The 18152-nt window shown below is 64.1% G+C and carries 15 protein-coding genes; 9 read left to right on the top strand and 6 right to left on the bottom strand.

Annotated elements, in window-relative coordinates; translation table 11 throughout:
- The first annotated feature begins 113 nt into the window (after positions 1 to 113).
- On the top strand, positions 114 to 590 hold the full coding sequence (locus tag OP494_RS01510; protein ID WP_277811873.1) for a peroxiredoxin: 477 nt from the start codon (positions 114 to 116) through the stop codon (positions 588 to 590).
- A 76-nt stretch (positions 591 to 666) separates the two neighbouring features.
- Here the strand turns inward: OP494_RS01510 and OP494_RS01505 are convergent, their stop codons facing one another.
- Entirely contained in the window at positions 667 to 1110 is a 444-nt protein-coding gene (locus OP494_RS01505; RefSeq protein ID WP_280538976.1) for an Lrp/AsnC family transcriptional regulator, read from the bottom strand.
- Positions 1111 to 1215: 105 nt separating this feature from the next.
- Here OP494_RS01505 and OP494_RS01500 point away from each other — a divergent pair, with 105 nt between their 5' ends.
- The 3 genes from OP494_RS01500 (at position 1216) to OP494_RS01490 (ending at position 3703) form a co-directional block, all read left to right on the top strand.
- Positions 1216 to 1815: a LysE family translocator gene (locus OP494_RS01500; protein WP_040244184.1), complete on the top strand. Its 600-nt coding sequence runs from the start codon at positions 1216 to 1218 to the stop codon at positions 1813 to 1815.
- A 360-nt stretch (positions 1816 to 2175) separates the two neighbouring features.
- Complete coding sequence (locus OP494_RS01495; RefSeq protein WP_280538975.1) at positions 2176 to 3216, top strand: serine hydrolase; 1041 nt, start codon at positions 2176 to 2178, stop codon at positions 3214 to 3216.
- A 55-nt stretch (positions 3217 to 3271) separates the two neighbouring features.
- Positions 3272 to 3703 carry a GFA family protein gene (locus OP494_RS01490; protein WP_280538974.1) on the top strand — a complete coding sequence of 144 codons (432 nt, stop codon included), beginning with the start codon at positions 3272 to 3274 and terminating at the stop codon, positions 3701 to 3703.
- A gap of 55 nt (positions 3704 to 3758) precedes the next feature.
- On the opposite strand, the gene OP494_RS01485 is transcribed toward OP494_RS01490, so the two are convergent.
- Both OP494_RS01485 and OP494_RS01480 read right to left on the bottom strand, forming a co-directional pair.
- Positions 3759 to 5249, bottom strand: a complete 1491-nt coding sequence (locus OP494_RS01485; RefSeq protein ID WP_280538973.1) for a CoA-acylating methylmalonate-semialdehyde dehydrogenase — start codon at positions 5247 to 5249, stop codon at positions 3759 to 3761.
- Between the two features lie 96 nt (positions 5250 to 5345).
- Positions 5346 to 6689: an aspartate aminotransferase family protein gene (locus OP494_RS01480; RefSeq protein ID WP_280538972.1), complete on the bottom strand. Its 1344-nt coding sequence runs from the start codon at positions 6687 to 6689 to the stop codon at positions 5346 to 5348.
- 168 nt (positions 6690 to 6857) lie between these two features.
- On the opposite strand from OP494_RS01480, the gene OP494_RS01475 reads away from it, so the two are divergent.
- The gene (locus tag OP494_RS01475) at positions 6858 to 7799 is read left to right on the top strand and encodes a LysR family transcriptional regulator (RefSeq protein ID WP_280538971.1); all 942 of its coding nucleotides are present in this window, start codon (positions 6858 to 6860) and stop codon (positions 7797 to 7799) included.
- On the opposite strand, the gene OP494_RS01470 is transcribed toward OP494_RS01475, so the two are convergent.
- Positions 7783 to 8727 carry a DMT family transporter gene (locus OP494_RS01470; protein ID WP_280538969.1) on the bottom strand — a complete coding sequence of 315 codons (945 nt, stop codon included), beginning with the start codon at positions 8725 to 8727 and terminating at the stop codon, positions 7783 to 7785. The two genes, OP494_RS01475 and OP494_RS01470, sit on opposite strands and share 17 nt — an antisense overlap.
- 96 nt (positions 8728 to 8823) lie before the next feature.
- Between OP494_RS01470 and OP494_RS01465 the strand changes: the two genes are divergently transcribed.
- Positions 8824 to 9762 carry a LysR substrate-binding domain-containing protein gene (locus OP494_RS01465; RefSeq protein ID WP_280538968.1) on the top strand — a complete coding sequence of 313 codons (939 nt, stop codon included), beginning with the start codon at positions 8824 to 8826 and terminating at the stop codon, positions 9760 to 9762.
- A gap of 16 nt (positions 9763 to 9778) precedes the next feature.
- On the opposite strand, the gene cobA is transcribed toward OP494_RS01465, so the two are convergent.
- Both cobA and OP494_RS01455 read right to left on the bottom strand, forming a co-directional pair.
- Positions 9779 to 10594, bottom strand: a complete 816-nt coding sequence (gene cobA, locus OP494_RS01460; RefSeq protein ID WP_280539178.1) for a uroporphyrinogen-III C-methyltransferase — start codon at positions 10592 to 10594, stop codon at positions 9779 to 9781.
- A 49-nt stretch (positions 10595 to 10643) separates the two neighbouring features.
- Positions 10644 to 13340, bottom strand: a complete 2697-nt coding sequence (locus tag OP494_RS01455) for a nitrate reductase (protein WP_280538967.1) — start codon at positions 13338 to 13340, stop codon at positions 10644 to 10646.
- A gap of 591 nt (positions 13341 to 13931) precedes the next feature.
- Here OP494_RS01455 and OP494_RS01450 point away from each other — a divergent pair.
- Genes OP494_RS01450 through nirD form a run of 3 tightly spaced genes read left to right on the top strand, consistent with a single transcriptional unit; the run spans position 13932 to position 18152 of the window.
- Positions 13932 to 15197 (top strand): FAD-dependent oxidoreductase, encoded by a 1266-nt coding sequence (locus OP494_RS01450; protein ID WP_280538966.1) that lies wholly within the window; start codon positions 13932 to 13934, stop codon positions 15195 to 15197.
- Positions 15198 to 15199: 2 nt separating this feature from the next.
- Positions 15200 to 17761, top strand: coding sequence for a nitrite reductase large subunit NirB (nirB, locus tag OP494_RS01445; RefSeq protein WP_280539177.1), 2562 nt, complete (start codon positions 15200 to 15202; stop codon positions 17759 to 17761).
- Positions 17762 to 17789: 28 nt separating this feature from the next.
- Positions 17790 to 18152, top strand: coding sequence for a nitrite reductase small subunit NirD (nirD, locus tag OP494_RS01440; protein ID WP_280538965.1), 363 nt, complete (start codon positions 17790 to 17792; stop codon positions 18150 to 18152).

The raw sequence follows: 18152 nt of genomic DNA, 5'->3' as shown, positions 1-18152 counted from the left end.
CTTGGCGCCACGCGCCCCAACCATCACGACCGACCGGATACCCGAGGGTTGCGGTATGCCGATCTAATAGCGCACTGTGAATGATCAGGACCGATCACCTAAAGGAGTTCACTATGACCATCGCGCAAGGCGACAAGCTACCCAGCGTCACCCTCAAGACCAATGGCGCCAACGGCCCAGAAGACTTCGATACCGGCGAGTTCTTCGCTGGCAAGCGTGTGGTGCTGTTCGCGGTGCCCGGCGCCTTTACGCCGGGATGCTCCAACACCCACATGCCGGGCTTCGTGATCAACGCCGACGACATTCTTGCCAAGGGAGTGGACGCCATCGCCTGCCTGGCCGTCAACGACGCTTTCGTGCTCGGCGCCTGGCAGCAGGATCAAAACGCCCAGGCGATTACCATGCTCGCCGACGGGCATGCCGACTTTACTCGCGCCATCGGCATGGAGAAGGATGCCAGCGGCGCCGGCATGGGAACACGTAGCCAGCGTTACGCCATGATCGTCGACGATGGCGTGGTGAGCTACTTAGGCGTCGATGAGAAGGGCGTCGAGAAGAGCAGCGCCGAAACCATCCTCGCCAATCTATAAGGCTATGCATCGGCGTCCTGCCGATGCTCGCTACTGCTTCCTTCCTTGGCCGGTGCATCGGGCACCGGCCGACCGATTAACGCCGCTCGTCTTTCGGTGAACTCATCACGATATGCGTCGTGATCGCACTGACATGGGGCTGCGTCCCCAGCATTTCGGTGTGAAAGCGTTTGTAGCTCGCCAGATCCTGGCTTTCGACCCGCAAGAGATACTCGAACGTGCCGGCGATGTTGTGACATTCGACCACGTCGGAGGCGACATACATGGCACGCTCGAAGCTTTCCTGAGCGGCCTTGGTGTGCGATGACAGTCCCACCGTGACATAGGCCACGAACCCGCGCCCCATTTGCTGGGGATCGGTCACCGCACGATAGCCACGAATCACGCCCGTGCGCTCGAGCTCCTGAACACGACGCAGGCATGCCGAAGGCGATAATGCGACACGTTCGGCCAGCTGCACGTTGCTGATACGACCATCCTGCGTGAGCTCTTGCAATATCCTGCGGTCTACAGCATCCATTTCATTCCTTCATTGCATAAAACGCGCAAAAACGACGATATGAGGGCCAATATTGCGTCACGATTCTCTTAAAATTTCACGCCACGTGCAAAGAGAGGATCGTCCATGAATTTCCCCACACTCGCCGCGCTGCTGGGCTTCGCGCTGGTCACCACCGCGACCCCGGGGCCGAACAACCTCATGCTCATGGCTTCCGGTGCCAACTTCGGGTTTCGCAGAACAGTGCCGCACATGATCGGCATCGTCGGTGGCTTGACCGTATTGACCTTGATGGCTGGTATCGGGCTGATGGCGCTGTTTGACGCTTTCCCCCTCCTGCGTAACGTTCTGGAAGTCATCTCCATCGGTTATCTGCTCTGGCTGGCCTGGAAAGTCGCCACGGCCGCGCCGCTGAAAGACACGGCGGCCGGTGGTCAACCAATGACCTTCTGGCAAGCCGCGGCCTTTCAATGGGTGAATCCCAAGGCGTGGGCGATGGGCCTGTCGGCGATCACGCTTTACGCGCCCGACCGCTCGCTACTATCCATCATGCTGGTGGCGGCTGCCTTCGCCCTGGTCTGCTTCCCGGCGATTTCCATTTGGGCCTGGCTGGGCACGGTGGTTCGCCAGTGGCTCTCAAGCGCCCGGCGTCGCCGCGCGTTCAATATCGCCATGGCCGCATTACTCGTGGCCTCGCTCTATCCGGTGTTGGGCATCGGCGGGTAATTGCTGCTCACTCATGGTGCGCCAATCCCATGCAATTCTCCGTCTTGGCGCATCCTTCGCCGCAGCACCCCACCCTGCGGCATTCTACATCGACGCCCTGAATTTCTAGGTCATTGTTTTACATTGTTTTTATAAAAAACGGCACGCATTTCGCTATCTATAAGATACGAAGAACGCCAACCATCGAATCCGGCGCCTTCTTCCCCCTTTTTTAGCGTCGTTGCCCAGCAGCGATGAACCGAGTGAGCTGGCGTGCTCCCCTAGTCCCCTTCTTGGGGACTTTTTTTTGCGCTTATCTTTTGGGGTCTCTACCGTCCATCAGCCACACTCATCCTTTCCCTGCAATGGAATGCGTACCGCATGTTGCCCTTACGACGCTGCCCCTGGCGCTTATCGCTACTGACCATCACGCTCGCCGCCATGGCGATACCGGCGATACCGGCGATGGCGGCGATGCCGGCGATGGCGGCCATTGATCGCACGGCACTCGAAGAAGCCGCACAACGTACCGGGGCTTTGCCGCGTACGCATACGCTACTGATGGCCGTCGACGGCGACACCCTTATCGAACGTGGCTGGCGCGGGCACGACGTCGACGAGACAGCCAACATCAAATCGCTCTCCAAGGTGCTGATCTCTGCATTGGTGGGCGCCGCTATCGCGCGTGACGTCATCCAGGGCGTCGATCAGCCGATCACTGACCTGCTCGGTGATCGCGTCCCCGCCGAGGCCGGTCCGCGCGTCGCTGACATCCAGGTCGGCCACCTACTCTCCATGCAGGCCGGCCTGGAGCGTACTTCCGGCGCCAATTACGGTGGTTGGGTGGCCAGTGACAACTGGGTCGGCAACGCCCTGTCACGCCCCTTCGTCGCCGATCCCGGTGGGCGCATGCTGTACTCGACCGGCAATAGCCATCTGCTCTCTGCCGCGCTGACCGATGCCAGTGGTCGCGATACACTCACGCTGATGCGCGAGTGGTTGGGCACGCCCCTGGAGATCGCAATACCGCCCTGGACGCGTGACCCTCAAGGCATCTATTTCGGGGGTAATGAAATGGGGCTCTCGCCGCGCGCCTTGTTGAAGATCGGGGAGCTATATCGTCAAAAAGGCATGTACGAAGGCGAACGCGTGCTCCCCGCCGAATGGATAGAGCGCTCCTGGCAAGCGCGTACCCGTTCGCACTTCAATCAAGACGACTATGGCTACGGGTGGTTCATTACCCAGCTAGCCGATACGGCGGTCTATTATGGTTGGGGGTATGGGGGACAGTTACTGTTCGTGGTACCGGCACATGACGCTACCATCGTCATGACCGCCGATCCCACGCCACCTTCCAATGGCAGCGATTATCTGGATCGCGCCAAGGCAGCCGCGACCGATCTGATCGAAGCCATCGATTGATATCGGCATCATGTCTTGCCGACAACACAGCCATCACCCAACAAGGAGTCGCTCAATGTCAGCCCCTCATGAAAGCCAAGGCACCTGCCTGTGCGGCGCTGTCAGCATTCGCGTGTCGCTCGCCAGTTACGGCGTGAGTGTCTGCCACTGCCGCATGTGCCAAACCTGGAGTGGCGGTCCGATGCTTGCCATCGAAAGCGACGAGCCAATGACGTTCGAGGGCGAGGAAAACGTCAGCGTTTATGCGTCTTCGGACTGGGCCGAACGCGGCTTCTGCCAACAGTGCGGCACGCACCTCTTCTACCGTCTCGCCAATGGCCAGCACTACGCCTTTCCCGTGGGCCTGCTGGATGCCGGCGAACCCTGGACGGTCGCCCAGCAGATCTTCATCGATGAAAAACCCAGCTTCTACGATTTCGCCAACGACACGCCGCGCCTGACCGGCGATGAGGTATTCGCGCAATTTGCGGGCAGCGCTGGCAGCTAGTTGCCGCTGACAGCCATGGAAAGCAATGGCCCCGCATGTGCGGGGCCATCGAGTTTCAGGAGGGGAAGGAGAACTGCGCGCCCTCGCGGACGCCGGCCGACGGCCAGCGCTGAGTGACGGTCTTGCGCTTGGTGTAAAAGCGCACGGCGTCCGGCCCGTAGGCGGCCAGGTCTCCGAACAGCGAGCGCTTCCAGCCACCGAAGCTGTGATAGGAAACCGGCACCGGCAGCGGGACGTTGATGCCGACCATGCCCACCTGGATATGATCGCTGAAGTAACGCGCCGCCTCGCCGTCACGGGTGTAGATGCAGGTGCCGTTGCCATATTCGTGATCGTCGATCAGCCGCATCGCCTCTTCCATTGTGCCGACACGCACCACCAGCAGCACCGGGCCGAATATCTCCTCTAGATAGCAGGTCATGTCGGGCGTGACGCGATCGATCAGAGTGCCGCCAACATAAAAGCCGTGCTCATAACCCGGCACCTGGACACCGCGGCCATCGACCACGATTTCGGCGCCCTGCTGCTCGGCGCTGTCGATGTAACCGCTGACTTTCTCCTGGTGGGCCTTGGTAATCACCGGGCCGAAGTCGTTCTCGGCGTCATGGAAGGGGCCAACCTTCAGGGTCTTCATCTGCGTCTGCATCTTGGCAATCAGTGCATCGGCGATCTCGTCGCCCACGGCCACCGCGACCGATAGCGCCATGCAACGCTCGCCGGAGGAGCCGAAGGCAGCCCCGTTCAGGGAATTGACCACGTTGTCCATGTCGGCGTCGGGCATCACGATGGCGTGGTTCTTGGCGCCGCCGAGGGCCTGGCAACGCTTGCCGTTGGCACTCGCGCGGCGATAGATGGTTTCGGCGATTGGCGTGGAACCGACGAAGCTCACGGCCTTCACGCGGTCGTCGTCGAGCAGGGTATCCACGGCTTCCTTGTCGCCGTTGACCACATTGAGCACGCCGGCGGGCAAGCCCGCTTCCAGGGCCAGTTCAGCGATGTAGAGCGCCGAGGTCGGGTCGCGCTCGGAGGGCTTGAGCACGAAGGTATTGCCGCAGGCGATAGCCATGGGATACATCCACAGCGGCACCATGGCCGGGAAGTTGAACGGCGTGATGCCGGCCACCACGCCCAGCGAGTGGAACTCGCTCCAGGAGTCGATGCCGGGCCCGGTGTTCTTGCTGTACTCGCCCTTGAGCAATTCCGGTACACCACAGGCGTATTCGACATTCTCGATGCCGCGCGCGAGCTCCCCCTTGGCATCGTGGACGATCTTGCCGTGCTCCTGGCCGATCAGCCGAGCGATCTCGTCGGCGTTCTGCTCCAGCAACTGCTTGAAGTTGAACATCACCCGCGCCCGCTTGGCGGGCGGCGTATCGCGCCAGGCCGGATAGGCGGCCTGGGCGGCGGCGATGGCGTCCTCGACGGTGGCCTTGCTGGCCAGGCTCACCTGGCCGCCGACCTCACCGGTGGAGGGATTGAAGATGTCCTGAGTGCGTCCTTCTCCGGCGACGCGTGAGCCGTTGATCAGATGGCCGAGTGTGGTCATGTATCACCTCTTGAATGTAACCGTAAGAGAAATGCTTGAGTGCCGGTGTTCCGATGCGCTTTCCGTGGACAAGTCTTCGCGAGGGCGCTGCCTGATTTATTCCAGTTCGCCGATGGCGTCGCCCAGCACATTGACGAGGCGATCGATCTCCTCGCGCTCGACGATGAACGGCAGTCCGAGCTGGATGGTGTCGCCGCCATAGCGCACGTAGTAGCCCTTGTCCCAGCACTTCATGGCGATCTCGAAAGGACGCCGCCCCGGCTCGCCGGGGTAAGGTTCGATCTGCAGGGCGCCGGCGAGACCATAATTGCGGATGTCGCTGATGTAGCGCGTCCCCTTGAGAGAATGCAGCGCATTTTCGAAGGTCGGCGCCATTTCCTTGACTCGCTCGATCAGGCGGTCGTTCTCGAGCACATCCAGTGCGGCCAAGGCGGCGGCACAAGCCACCGGGTGCCCCGAATAGGTATAGCCGTGGGGCAGCTCGAGCATGTAATCGGGGCCGCCCTGCTCCATGAAGGTCCGATAGATCTCGCCTTGCACGATCACCGCGCCCATGGGTACCGCCCCATTGGTCAACTGCTTGGCGACATTGAGAAGGTCCGGCACCACGCCGAACTCCTCGGCCCCCGTCATCGACCCCATGCGCCCGAAGCCGGTGATGACTTCGTCAAAGATTAGCAGGATGTCGTGCTGGTCGCAGATCTCGCGCAGGCGCTTGAGATAGCCTTTGGGCGGCGGAATCACTCCCGCGGAGCCGGCCAGCGGCTCGACGATCACCGCCGCGATGTTGGAGGCATCATGCAGCGCGATCAGTTCCAGCAACTCATCGGCGCGCTTGGCCCCCCGCTCGGGCATGCCCTGGGTGAAGGCGTTCTCCGGAAGTAGCGTGTGCGGCAGGTGATCGGCATCCACGCCCTGGCCAAACATGGTGCGATTGGCGCCAATGCCGCCCAGGCTGAAACCGCCGAAGTTGACGCCGTGATACCCCTTGGAACGCCCGATCAGCTTGGTCTTGCTCGGCTTGCCCTTCTTGCGCCAGTAAGCACGCGCTATCTTCAGCGAGGTATCGGCACTCTCCGAGCCTGAGCCGGTGAAGAACACATGATCGAGGCCCTGAGGCGTCAATTCCCGCAGGCGATGCGCCAGCTCGAAGGCCTTGGGGTGGCCGTACTGGAAGGCCGGCGAGTAATCCAGCTCGCCGAGTTGGCGACTGACCGCCTCGGTGATTTCGGGGCGGCAATGCCCCGCACCGCAGGTCCACAGCCCCGAGAGCGCATCGAAGACTTGGCGCCCCTGGGCATCGGTAAGATAGCTGCCCTTGGCGCCCACGATGAGGCGTGGGTCGCGCTTGAATTGCCGATTGCCGGTATACGGCATCCAGTAGGCGTCCAGCTGCTCCGGGCTCAAACCCGCCATGGGGGGAAACTCGCGATCCGACATGTCTTCTCCTGCCGATAGGCGGTGATGAATGGTGCTATCGAAAATCTAGGCGGGGCAGCGGATAAGTTAAATCCAGAAATACTGAATCTCATTCAAGTCACTGTTTAACTTTATTGGCTGGCAGGGCTATCCTCGCAGGTGTCCGTCGTCGAGATGAGGAATCCCGTCATGCCTTCCCGCAGCGAGACCCTGATGGGCCAGCCGAGCGATGCCGACCTGCGTCTGCTGAGGATCTACCGCAAGGTCGTGGAGTGCGGCGGGTTCTCCGCCGCCGAAGTGGAACTCAACATCAGCCGTGCGGCGATCAGCATGGCGATGAATGACCTAGAGACACGGCTCGGCCTGCGGCTCTGCCAGCGAGGACGCAGCGGCTTCGCCCTCACCGACGAGGGCGCCGAGGTCTACGATGCCACCCTTCAGCTGCAGACGGCCGTGGCGGGGTTCCGGACACGCGTCAATGGCTTGCATGCCCGTCTCAAGGGCGAGCTCAGCATCGGCATCACCGATAACCTGGTGACCATGCCCGAGATGTATATCACCGATGCCCTCAGCGCGCTCAAGGCGCGGGGGCCCGAGGTGCGCATCAATATCCGCATGATTCCGCCCAGCGACATCGAGCTGGGCGTGCTGGACGGTCGCTTGCATACCGGCGTGATACCGGCGCTCAAGACATTGCCCGGGCTTGCGTATCTGCCGCTCTACGAGGAAGCGTCGCGGCTCTACTGCGCCGCCGATCACCCGCTCTTCGACGTCGAAGACGTGGACGAGGAGCGGCTCGCGGTACATGATGCCGTGGTGCCCGCCTACGCCCAGACGCCGGAGGTCAAGGCGTGCCATGCTCCGCTCAAGGCCGCCGCCTCGGCGACCGACCGCGAAGGCATCGCCTTCTTGATCCTGTCCGGCCGCTATATCGGCTACTTGCCGACCCACTATGCCGAACGCTGGGTGCGCGACGGCCGCATGCGTGCCTTGAACCCCGAACGCTGGCATTACCTGACCCACTACAGCGCCATCACTCGCAAGGGCGCACCGCCCAACCTGGTCGTGGAAAGCTATCTCGAGGAGCTGGGGCGCCTGATCCAGGCGCCTGCAATCAAACCTTGCGACTGACCAGTACGATGCCCGAAAGAATCGCTGCGCCGCCGAGCACGAAGTTCCAGGTCAAAGGCTCGTCAAGAAGTACAGCCCCTAAGAGCACCCCGAAAATCGGTGACAGGAACGAAAACACACCCAGCTGCGAGGCCCAGTAACGGCGCAGCAGGGCGAACCACAACAGTAAGGCACCGAACGAGATGACCAGCGTCTGGAAGGTCATGCTGGCCACGGCCATGCCGCTGGGCGTGGCCTGCTGCCAATCGCCCAGCCATAAGGTGATTGGCAACAACAGCGCGCCCGCGGTCAGGAGTTGGTACGTCAGCGTCTGTACGGGGGGCGCCTCGGAAAGCGAGGAGCGACGCACCACCAGGGTGGTGGCGGCCCATGACAGCCCCGCCAGCAATCCCAGCGCGTCGCCCAGGAGAATGTCGCCGGCCGGCGCCCCGGGTGCGGCCGAGGGCGCCATGGCGACCAGCATGCCCACGAATGCCACGCCGATCCCCCACCATTGGTGCCGCGCCAGCTGTTCGCCCGGCACCCAAAGATGCAGTCCCAGGGCAGCGAACACCGGCGCCGTGTACAGAAACACCGACATGTGCGACGCCAGGGTGTAGTTGAGCCCCCAGGCGACGAAACCGAACTCCCCCGCAAAGCCCAGGCCGACGAGAATGCCCGCGCCCAGTCGGCCACGAAACGCCGCCAGGCCGATGCCCTGAATACGCGCGACGATCAGCACCATTACCCCCGCCAGCAGCGAGCGCAACGCGATCTGGCTCAAGGGCGTGATATCGTCGGCCACGGCCTTGATAGCCACCTGCTGCAGTCCCAGCACCAGACAAAATCCGGTCATCGCGATGCCGGCAGGCATATCCAGGCCGCGGCGCAATCGAGGCGACGCCTCCCCCGACCTTCCCACGACAGCCTCCGAAGTCGACTCCGTCATGATCGCACCTCCATTGAATCGAGACTCAGTGGAGCATTTGCCGCGCTGCGATCCAAACGATTAATCTGCAGCCTCAGGCTCAGGAAAACTCAACTCATGAAGATAGAGCGATTGCCCCTCAACGCGCTGCGCGCCTTCTCGGAAGCCGCACGAGCGGGAAGCTTCAAAACAGCGGCGGAGCATTTGGCCGTGACACCCGGCGCAGTTAGCCGACAAATCAAGCAGCTCGAAGAACGGCTAGGCGTGGCGCTGTTCGAGCGTCATGCCAACGGCGTGCACGTAACCGATGCCGGCCACCTGCTGGCCGAGGATGTCGATGCCGGTCTGTCGCGCATCGCCAACGGCGTACAAGCCGTACATGAACGCGCCTATGCGGCCACCACGCTGACTCTCAGCGCCCCGCCCTCCTTCACTCAATTCTGGCTGCTCCCGCGTCTGGCGGCATTCGAAGCACTGGAAAGTCACGTCGAGATCTCCCTGGACGCGGACCAGAACCTGAGCGACCCGATATGGCACGGTGATGGCGCACGGCTCGCCCTGCGCTACGGACGCGGCCCCTGGCCCGGCGTTCACAGCGAGCGGCTGCTCGAGGACGCATTATTCCCCGTCTGCTCTCCCGCCCTATTGGAACGATCCCCCATCGACACCCCCGTCGACCTGCTTGCCCACCCCTTGCTCGAGGTGGTCTGGCAATCGCGACAGAACGTCGACTTCCCCGGCTGGCGAGACTGGTTCGACGCCGCCGGACTACCGGGCAAGACCCTGCCGATCCAGCAGCGATATTCCCTCTACGGACTGGCCCTGGACCAAGCGATCGCCGGGCGCGGCGTGATGCTCGCCAACCCTGCCATCGTCGCCGACCGCCTCGCCAGCGGCGTATTGGTACGCCCCTTCGGGGATCGCCACGTGATCGACTCACCATTCACCTACGACTTGATCCTTCCCGACACCGGCCAAGCCCCACCCGCGATCCAGCACTTCATCGACTGGTTGCTCGACGAAGCGGCCAGGTTTCGAGACGGCAGCATTGGCTGACACGCCAATTCCAGCGTCATGCCTGCGTAACGAGGCGGCCTGCGTGGTGGGTCGCGTCGGCCATCGTGACCACGCTGCCCACGACGATCAGGCACGGTGAGGGCAACGGCGTGGCGGCGAGCCTGCCCGGCATGTCGTCAAGGGTGCCGATCAGGGTTTGCTGTTCGGGCAGCGAGGCATTGGCGGCGAGCATGATCGGCCAGTCGTCGGGCAGGCCGGCGTCGCGCAACCCGCGACAGATCGCGCCAACCTTGGAAAGCCCCATGTAGAACACCAGCGTCTCGTCGCGGCGCGCCAGTGCGGACCAGTCTGGCTCGCCACTGGCGCGGCAATGCTGGGCGGTGACCAGCCGTAACTGCTGTGCGTGGGCGCGGTCGGTGAGCGGCATGCCCAGACTGGCAGCCGTGGCGGAGGCGGCGGTAATACCGGGGACGACCTCGGTAGGCAGCCCCGCTTTGGCCAGCACGGCGAGCTCTTCGCCCATACGGCCGAAGATACCCGGATCGCCGCCCTTGAGCCGCACCACCGACTTGCCTTCGCGCGCCAGCCGTGTCAGCAAGGCGCCGATCTCGGCCTGTGGCACGCTGTGATGCCCGCGGGCCTTGCCGACATCGTAACGCTCACGCTGAGGAGGGATCATCGCCAGGATGTCATCGCCGATCAGGCGGTCATAGACGATGGCATCGGCTTGCGTAAGAAGGCGCCAGGCACGCAGGGTCAGCAGGTCCGCACTGCCCGCCCCTGCTCCCACCAGATAGACATGACCGGGCCGCGTGGCACGACCCACCGCTGGTGTGCGAGCGAGCGATGCCCCGCTGCGATCTTCCCGCATACCGGGCCACCAACTCGACAGCAAGGCACTCACGCTTGCGATAGATGTATCAGGCCGTTTCCAGCGCTTCATCAGTCCCAGCATTCGCCACCTCCTCTTCGAGCAATGACTTGAGTTCGGGAATGCAGGAACCGCACTGAGTCCCGCACGCCAGGCGCGCGCCGAGCGCATCGACGTCGGTATCGCCACCGCGAATCGCCTCACGGATCGCCGTGGCACCAACCTGATGGCAACTGCACACCACCGGGCCCGTATCGGCCTGCCCCGAGGCGCTGCCCGCCAGAACGCGGCGACGCTGTTCGTCGGTCAGCGCGGCGTCGCCGAAGCGTGCATCAAGCCAGGCCAAGCCCGGCAATTCGCTGGGTGGCCCGACCATCAGCCACCACACCAGACGCCCATCGCGAAGCCCCGCGGCGCGCAGGCGCCCACTCGCCGCGTCCTCGCACCACAGCGTCGCCGCCACTCCGAACTGTTCGGCACACCAGGCCGGCCAGTCATGCGATGACGCGCCCACATCGCTGGCCAGTTGCCAGCGCTCGGCATGATGCAGTGGCATGCGCGCCCAATAAGCGAGCGACGCACGTTCGGGCAACCCGCCACTATCGTTCGCGACCAGCAGCGTCGCCTCCTCGGCCACGTCGAGCGGCTCACAGGCCACCGCGCCATGCTTGGTCTCCGGCTGTCCCGAGAGCGGATCGGTCAGCGGCGCGAACAGCGTGCCGACACGCCCGGCCCCGGTGAACTGGGCGTTCCAGTGGATGGGAATGAAGACGTCGCCACGCCGCTGCGACGTGGTGATACGTACCCGTACCCGTGCTTCACCCTGGCGATTGAAGACTCTCGCCAGCCCCCCGTCGACGACGGCGTACGCACGGGCATCCTGCGGGTGGATATCGACATAGGGTTCGGCGCGATGATTGAGCAGGCGCGGCGCTCGCGCGGTACGCGTCATGGTATGCCATTGATCGCGCACGCGACCGCTATTGAGGCGTAGCGGGTAGCAAGCCTCCAACGCCTGCTCGGGCGGCACCGGACGCACCGGCACCAAGCGTGCCAGGCCGTCCGGGGTGGCGAAGCGCCCCGTCTCGAATAACCGGGCGGTGCCACTCGGCGCCTCGGCGGTCACCGGCCACTGCAGCGGCGCCAGCGCGTCATAGGCGTTACGATCCAGATCACTCAGGGCGGAAATATCAAACAGACGCGGTATTCCGCCAGCGTGGTTGCCATACCCCGAGAGTCGCGCGTGCTCGACAAAGATATCGCGAGGATGGCGATACTCGAACGCTTCTTCATACCCCAGATGCTTGGCGACTTGGGTGATGATCCACCAGTCGTGACGCGCCTCACCGGGCGGCGGCAACATGCCGCGCTGGCGCGAGATTCGCCGCTCGGAATTGGTCACGGTGCCATCCTTCTCCGACCAGGAACTGGCCGGCAGCACGATATCGGCATAGGCCAGGGTATCGGTATCCGCCATGCATTCGGAGACGATCACCAGTGGGCATTTCGCCAAGGCGCGCTTGGCTTGGCCGGCATCCGGAAGGCTGACCACGGGATTGGTGGCCATGATCCACAGCGCCTGGATCTCGCCACGCTCGATGGCCTCGAATAGCTCGACGGCCTTGAGCCCCGGGCCCTCCGGCAGATGAGGAGCATGCCAAAATTCCGTGACCAGTGCCTGGGCGCCCGGGGTGTGATAATCCATGTGCGCGGCGAGCTGGTTCGCCAGGCCACCCACCTCGCGCCCACCCATGGCATTGGGTTGGCCGGTGATCGAAAACGGCCCCGCCCCCGGCAGGCCAAGCTTGCCGCACGCCAGATGGCAATTGATGATGGCGTTGCACTTGTCGGTGCCACTGGTGGACTGATTGACGCCCTGGGAATACAGCGTCACCACGTGCAATTGCGAAGCGAACCAGTAATAGAAGGTTTCCAGGGCCTCGATGTCCAATTCGCAATCGTCGGCGATACCCGCAAGCGTCGTCGCTTCGTCACGGGCCGCCGCCAAGGCATCGTCTAGCCCTTGGGTATGGCGTTCCAGATAGACCGCATCCAGCTTGTCCTTGTCGGCCATGAAGGCCAGCAGTCCATTGAAGAGCCGCGCGTCGCTGCCAGGAGCGATGGGCAGATACAGGTCGGCGATCTCGCAGGTGTCGGTCACCCGGGGATCGATCACCACCACGCGCATCAAAGGGTTGCGCTGCTTGGCGGTGCGCAAGCGCTGGAAGAGCACCGGATGGTTCCAGGCCAGGTTGCTGCCCACCAGCACCACCAGCTCGGCCTCTTCCAGGTCCTCGTAATTGCACGGCACGGCATCGGCACCGAAGGCGCGCTTGTAGCCCGCCACCGCGGAAGCCATGCAGAGCCGCGAGTTGGTATCCAGGTGCGGTGAGCCCAAAAAGCCCTTGAACAACTTGTTGGCGGCGTAATAGTCCTCGGTGAGCAACTGGCCGGAGAGATAGCCGGCAATCGCCTGGCCGCCATGTTCATCGCGCACCGCCGCCAGGCGTGTCGCCACCTGGTCGAGCGCATCGTCCCAACTCACCTCGCGCCCATCGACGCGGGGCGCGAGCAGACGCCCGTGGTCGCCCAGCGTTTCATGCAACGCCGAGCCCTTCACGCATAGCCGGCCGTAATTGGCGGGATGCGCCCGGTCGCCTTCGACGCCCGTCATGACGCCGTTCTCGATGGTTGCCGCGACGCCGCAACCAACGCCGCAATAGGGGCAGGTCGTGTGCTGCTGCATGCTGTCTCGCCCTCCACCTGCAAACGCAAAAGGCCCGACCCCGCGGAAACGGGATCAGGCCTCTTTGCCTGGTTGGGCGGCGCGTGGGCCGCCCGCCATGATGAATTGCGTCTCGCCGCCGTTGGCGTTCTCGGCGCACCGTGGCCGAAAAATGACGTACCCCATTCAAGCAAACACGACGCCAACCCATCGTTTGCGCCATTAAAACAAGCCCTTATGCCGCAAGGCATGACGACGATCCAGCGCTCGGGGGGCAAACGGCACTAGACTGGTGCAGGCATCGGCGTTCGCGCACAGCCATCGTTCACGCCGGTTGCCTTCCTGTCTCGCCGGGGCCAGCCGGCATTGCGTAACCGACTGAATAAAAAGCCTTGTCCGGTGACTGGCACGCCTCTGGCATGACATCGAACAAGGCGGGTCAACGTCGACCCCTTGGGCACGAGACAGGCATGCGTCTCGCGCCGGCCGGAGCCGACACAGGGCTCGCGACAACACGATTCTCTTCAGGCAAAGGCGCCTGGCATCCGGTTTCCCCGCCGGGTGTCAGGCGCTTTTGCGTTTCTGCTTCACACTGTCAGGGAGGCAGACGGCATGAGTGCATACGACGAACATCTGGTGATCGTCGGCAACGGCATGGCCGGGCACCGGTTGCTCGAGACCGTGCTGGCGCACCCTCACCGCCCGCGCCATATCACGATTCTCGGCGACGAGCCGGCAACGACCTACAACCGTATCCTGCTCTCGCCCTGGCTGGCCGGCGACATGGACCGCGAGGCCCTGACGCTGCGCCACCCCGACTGGTATGCCGCGCAGGGCGTTTCGCTGATCGTCGGCGAGCGCGTCACCGCCATCGACCGGCAGTGCCGGACATTGACCACCGACCAGGGGCGCCGACTCGCCTACGACCGGCTGGTGCTCGCCACCGGATCGCGTGCCGCACGCCCCGCGGTGCCGGGCAGCGACCTCGACGGCATCCACGCCTTCCGTGATCTGGAGGACGGCGAGCGGCTGGCCAGCCTGGCCGACGCGGGCGGCCGCGCCGTGGTCATCGGTGGCGGCCTGCTCGGCCTGGAGGCTGCCGAAGGCATGCGCAAGCGCGGCATGACGGTCAGCGTCGTGCACCGCGCAACGCACCTGATGAATCGCCAACTCGACCCCACCGCCGCCGACATGCTCGCCGCCGAGCTGGGCGCCCGAGGCCTCGAAATCCACACCGGCGCCGATCTCGCGGCCTATGCCCCGGATGCCGACGGCCAGCGCGCCACCGGCGTCGTCCTGAGCGACGGGACCACGCTCGCGGCCGACTGCATCGTCGCGGCGATCGGCATCGTGCCCAACACCTCACTCGCCGAACGCGCCGGTCTGGCGACCGCGCGCGGCATCCAGGTCGATGCCTTCATGACCACGTCCGATCCGAACATTTCGGCGCTCGGCGAATGCTGCGAGTTCGAGGGCACCACCTACGGTCTCGTCGAACCCATCTGGCGCCAGGCCGAGGTCCTCGCCGCCCGGCTATGCGACGAAACGCCCGCGCCTTATCGCGAACGCCCCTGCGCCACCAAGCTCAAGGTCAGCGGTATCTCGCTGTACGCCTTCGGCCCGATCGCGCCCACCTCGGCGCACGAGGTGCTGACCTACCACGATCCGCATCACGGCGACTACCGCCGCCTGCTGCTGCGTGACGGGGTCATCGACGGTGCGGTGCTGTACGGCGACACCGGCGACGGGCCCTGGTACTTCCAGTGCGCCCTGGCCGGCGACGATCTGAGCGCCTGTCGCCAGGCCCTGCTGTTCGGCGCCAGCGACGCGCAACCGTTACTCGATAAGCTCGACACTCTATCGGAGGAAGCCGCATGAGCATGCCCACATCCCCCAACGCACCGCGCTTGATCATCATCGGCAACGGCATGGTCGGCCACCACCTGGTCGAGCAGCTCATCGCATGCGGTGCGCCCCGCGACTACGCCATCACCGTGTTCGGCGAGGAACGTCACATCGCCTATGACCGGGTCCACCTGTCCGAGTACTTCAGCGGGCGCGATGCCGACTCGCTGGCGCTTGCCAGCGCCGACGACTACGCCGCGCACGGCATCGACCTGCGCCTGCACGACACGGTGACCGCCATCGACCGCAACGCCAACGAGGTCGTCACCGAGTGCGACCGTCATCCCTATGACCGCCTGGTCCTGGCGACCGGCTCCTATCCGTTCGTGCCGCCAATTCCCGGCAACGACCGCGAGAAATGCCTGGTCTATCGCACCCTGGACGACCTCGACGCCATTCGCGAGGCCGCCGAGGATGCCACCACCGGCGTGGTCGTCGGCGGTGGCCTGCTGGGGCTGGAGGCCGCCAATGCCCTGCGCGGTCTGAACCTGGATACCGCCGTGGTCGAGTTCGCGCCCCGTCTGATGCCCATGCAGGTGGACGCCGAAGGCGGCGCATTGCTACGCGAGAAGATCGAAGCCCTGGGCGTGCAGGTACTCACCGATCGCGCCACGCAGCACATCGAGGCCGGCGAGACGAGTTTTCACCGCATGGTCTTCCAGGACGACAAGATGCTGGAAACCGACCTCATCGTGTTCTCCGCCGGCATCCGGCCCCGCGATCAACTGGCGCGTGACTGCGCCTTGGAAATCGGCGAACGCGGCGGCGTGGTCATCGATGACCGCTGCCTGACCAGCGACCCCGCGATCCTCGCCGTCGGCGAGGTCGCATTGTGGAATCAAAGCATCTTCGGGCTGGTCGCGCCGGGCTACCAGATGGCGAAAGTCGCCGCCGCCACGCTGACCGAGGGCAATGCGACCTTCACCGGCGCCGACATGAGCACCAAGCTCAAGCTGTTGGGCGTGGATGTCGGCGCCATCGGCGATGCTCATGGCGATCGCACGCCCGGCGCTCGCACCTTCCGCTACCTCGACGAGATCAAGCAGGAGTACCGCAAGCTAGTGGTCTCCAGCGACGGCAAGAAGCTGCTGGGTGCCATGCTAGTGGGCGACAACGCCACCTACGACACCCTGATGCAGTACTACGCCAACGGCCTCGCGCTCCCCGAGGACCCGGCCTCGCTGATCCTGCCATCCAGCGAGGGCGCGCCGACGCTGGGGCCGGATGCCCTGCCGGACACCGCCACCCTGTGCTCGTGCCACAACGTCACCAAGGGGGACGTCTGTGCCACGCTCGACGCCGGCGCCCTGGATCTGGCCAGCGTCAAAAGCGAGACCAGGGCCAGCACCGGCTGCGGCGGCTGCGCGGCGCTGCTCAAGAGTGTCGTCGACCACGAGCTGGCGGCCCGCGGGGTCGAGGTCGACCAGTCGATCTGCGAGCACTTCGCGCATACCCGCCAGGAGCTCTACTCCCTCGTTCGCGTGGAGGGCATCAAGACCTTCAGCGAACTGATCGAAAAGCACGGCACGACCGCCGGTCACGGCCTCGGCTCTTCATCAGCCCCGAAGCTTGGCTCTTCATCAGCCCCGAGGCTTGGCTGCGATATCTGCAAGCCCGCGGTGGCCTCGATCCTCGCCGCCTGCTTCAACGAGCCGATCACCGATGCTGCTCACGTGCCGTTGCAGGACACCAACGACACCTTCATGGCCAACATGCAGAAGAACGGTACCTATTCGGTCGTTCCGCGTATCCCGGGCGGCGAGATCACGCCCGAGAAGCTAATCGTGCTGGGCGAAGTCGGCAAGAAATACGGTCTCTACACCAAGATCACCGGCGGGCAGCGCGTCGACCTGTTCGGCGCCCAGTTGCATCAGCTCCCCGACATCTGGGGCGAACTGATCGTGGCCGGCTTCGAGACCGGCCACGCCTACGGCAAGGCCACGCGTACCGTGAAGTCCTGCGTGGGCAGTACCTGGTGCCGCTATGGCGTGCAGGACAGCGTGGGCATGGCGATCCGGCTCGAGGAGCGCTACAAGGGGCTGCGCTCACCGCACAAGCTCAAGTTCGCTGTCTCAGGTTGCACTCGCGAATGCGCCGAAGCGCAAAGCAAGGACGTCGGCGTGATCGCCACCGAACACGGCTGGAACCTCTACGTCTGCGGCAACGGCGGCATGCGCCCGCGTCATGCCGAGCTGTTCGCCACCGATCTCGACGACGCGCAGTTGATCCGCATCATCGACCGCTTCCTGATGTTCTACATCCGCACCGCCGACCGTCTGCAGCGCACCTCGGTATGGCGCGAGAACCTCGAAGGGGGGCTCGACTATCTCAAGGACGTGGTGCTCGACGACAGTCTCGGCCTCGCCGACGAGCTGGAGGCACAGATGCAGCACGTCATCGACACCTACGAGTGCGAATGGGCCAACACCCTCTCCAATCCAGAGAAGCTCAAGCGCTTTCGCACCTTCGTCAATGACAGTCGCCCCGACCCGGACATCATTGCCACCGAGGAGCGCGGCCAGCTAAGGCCCGCCTAAGCTATTGGACACTAATGAGGAAAACACCATGAACACTGCAACAGCCCTCAAGAGCGAAGTGACCTGGCAAACGCTGTGCTCAAAGGCCGATCTGGTGGCCCATTCCGGCGTGGCCGCCTGGCTGGACGGCACCGACACGCAAGTCGCGCTTCTGTACCTGCCCGGCCGGACGCCCGAGGCCTACGCCGTGGACAACCACGACCCGTTTTCCAACGCCAACGTCATCGCGCGCGGCATCGTCGGCGATATAAAAGGCGAGCCGGTCATCGCCTCGCCACTTTATAAGCAGCACTTCCGCTTGAGCGACGGCGTCTGCGTCGAGGACGAAAGCGTTCGCCTGCATACCTGGGAGATCAAGATCGACGGCGACGACGTCATGATCAGAGCATGA

Origin of the sequence: Chromohalobacter sp. 11-W (assembly GCF_029889905.1) — a bacterium.
Taxonomy (GTDB): Bacteria; Pseudomonadota; Gammaproteobacteria; order Pseudomonadales; family Halomonadaceae; genus Chromohalobacter.
Note: the sequence above shows the minus strand (reverse complement) of the source record. Positions and strands in the feature narration are given on the sequence as shown.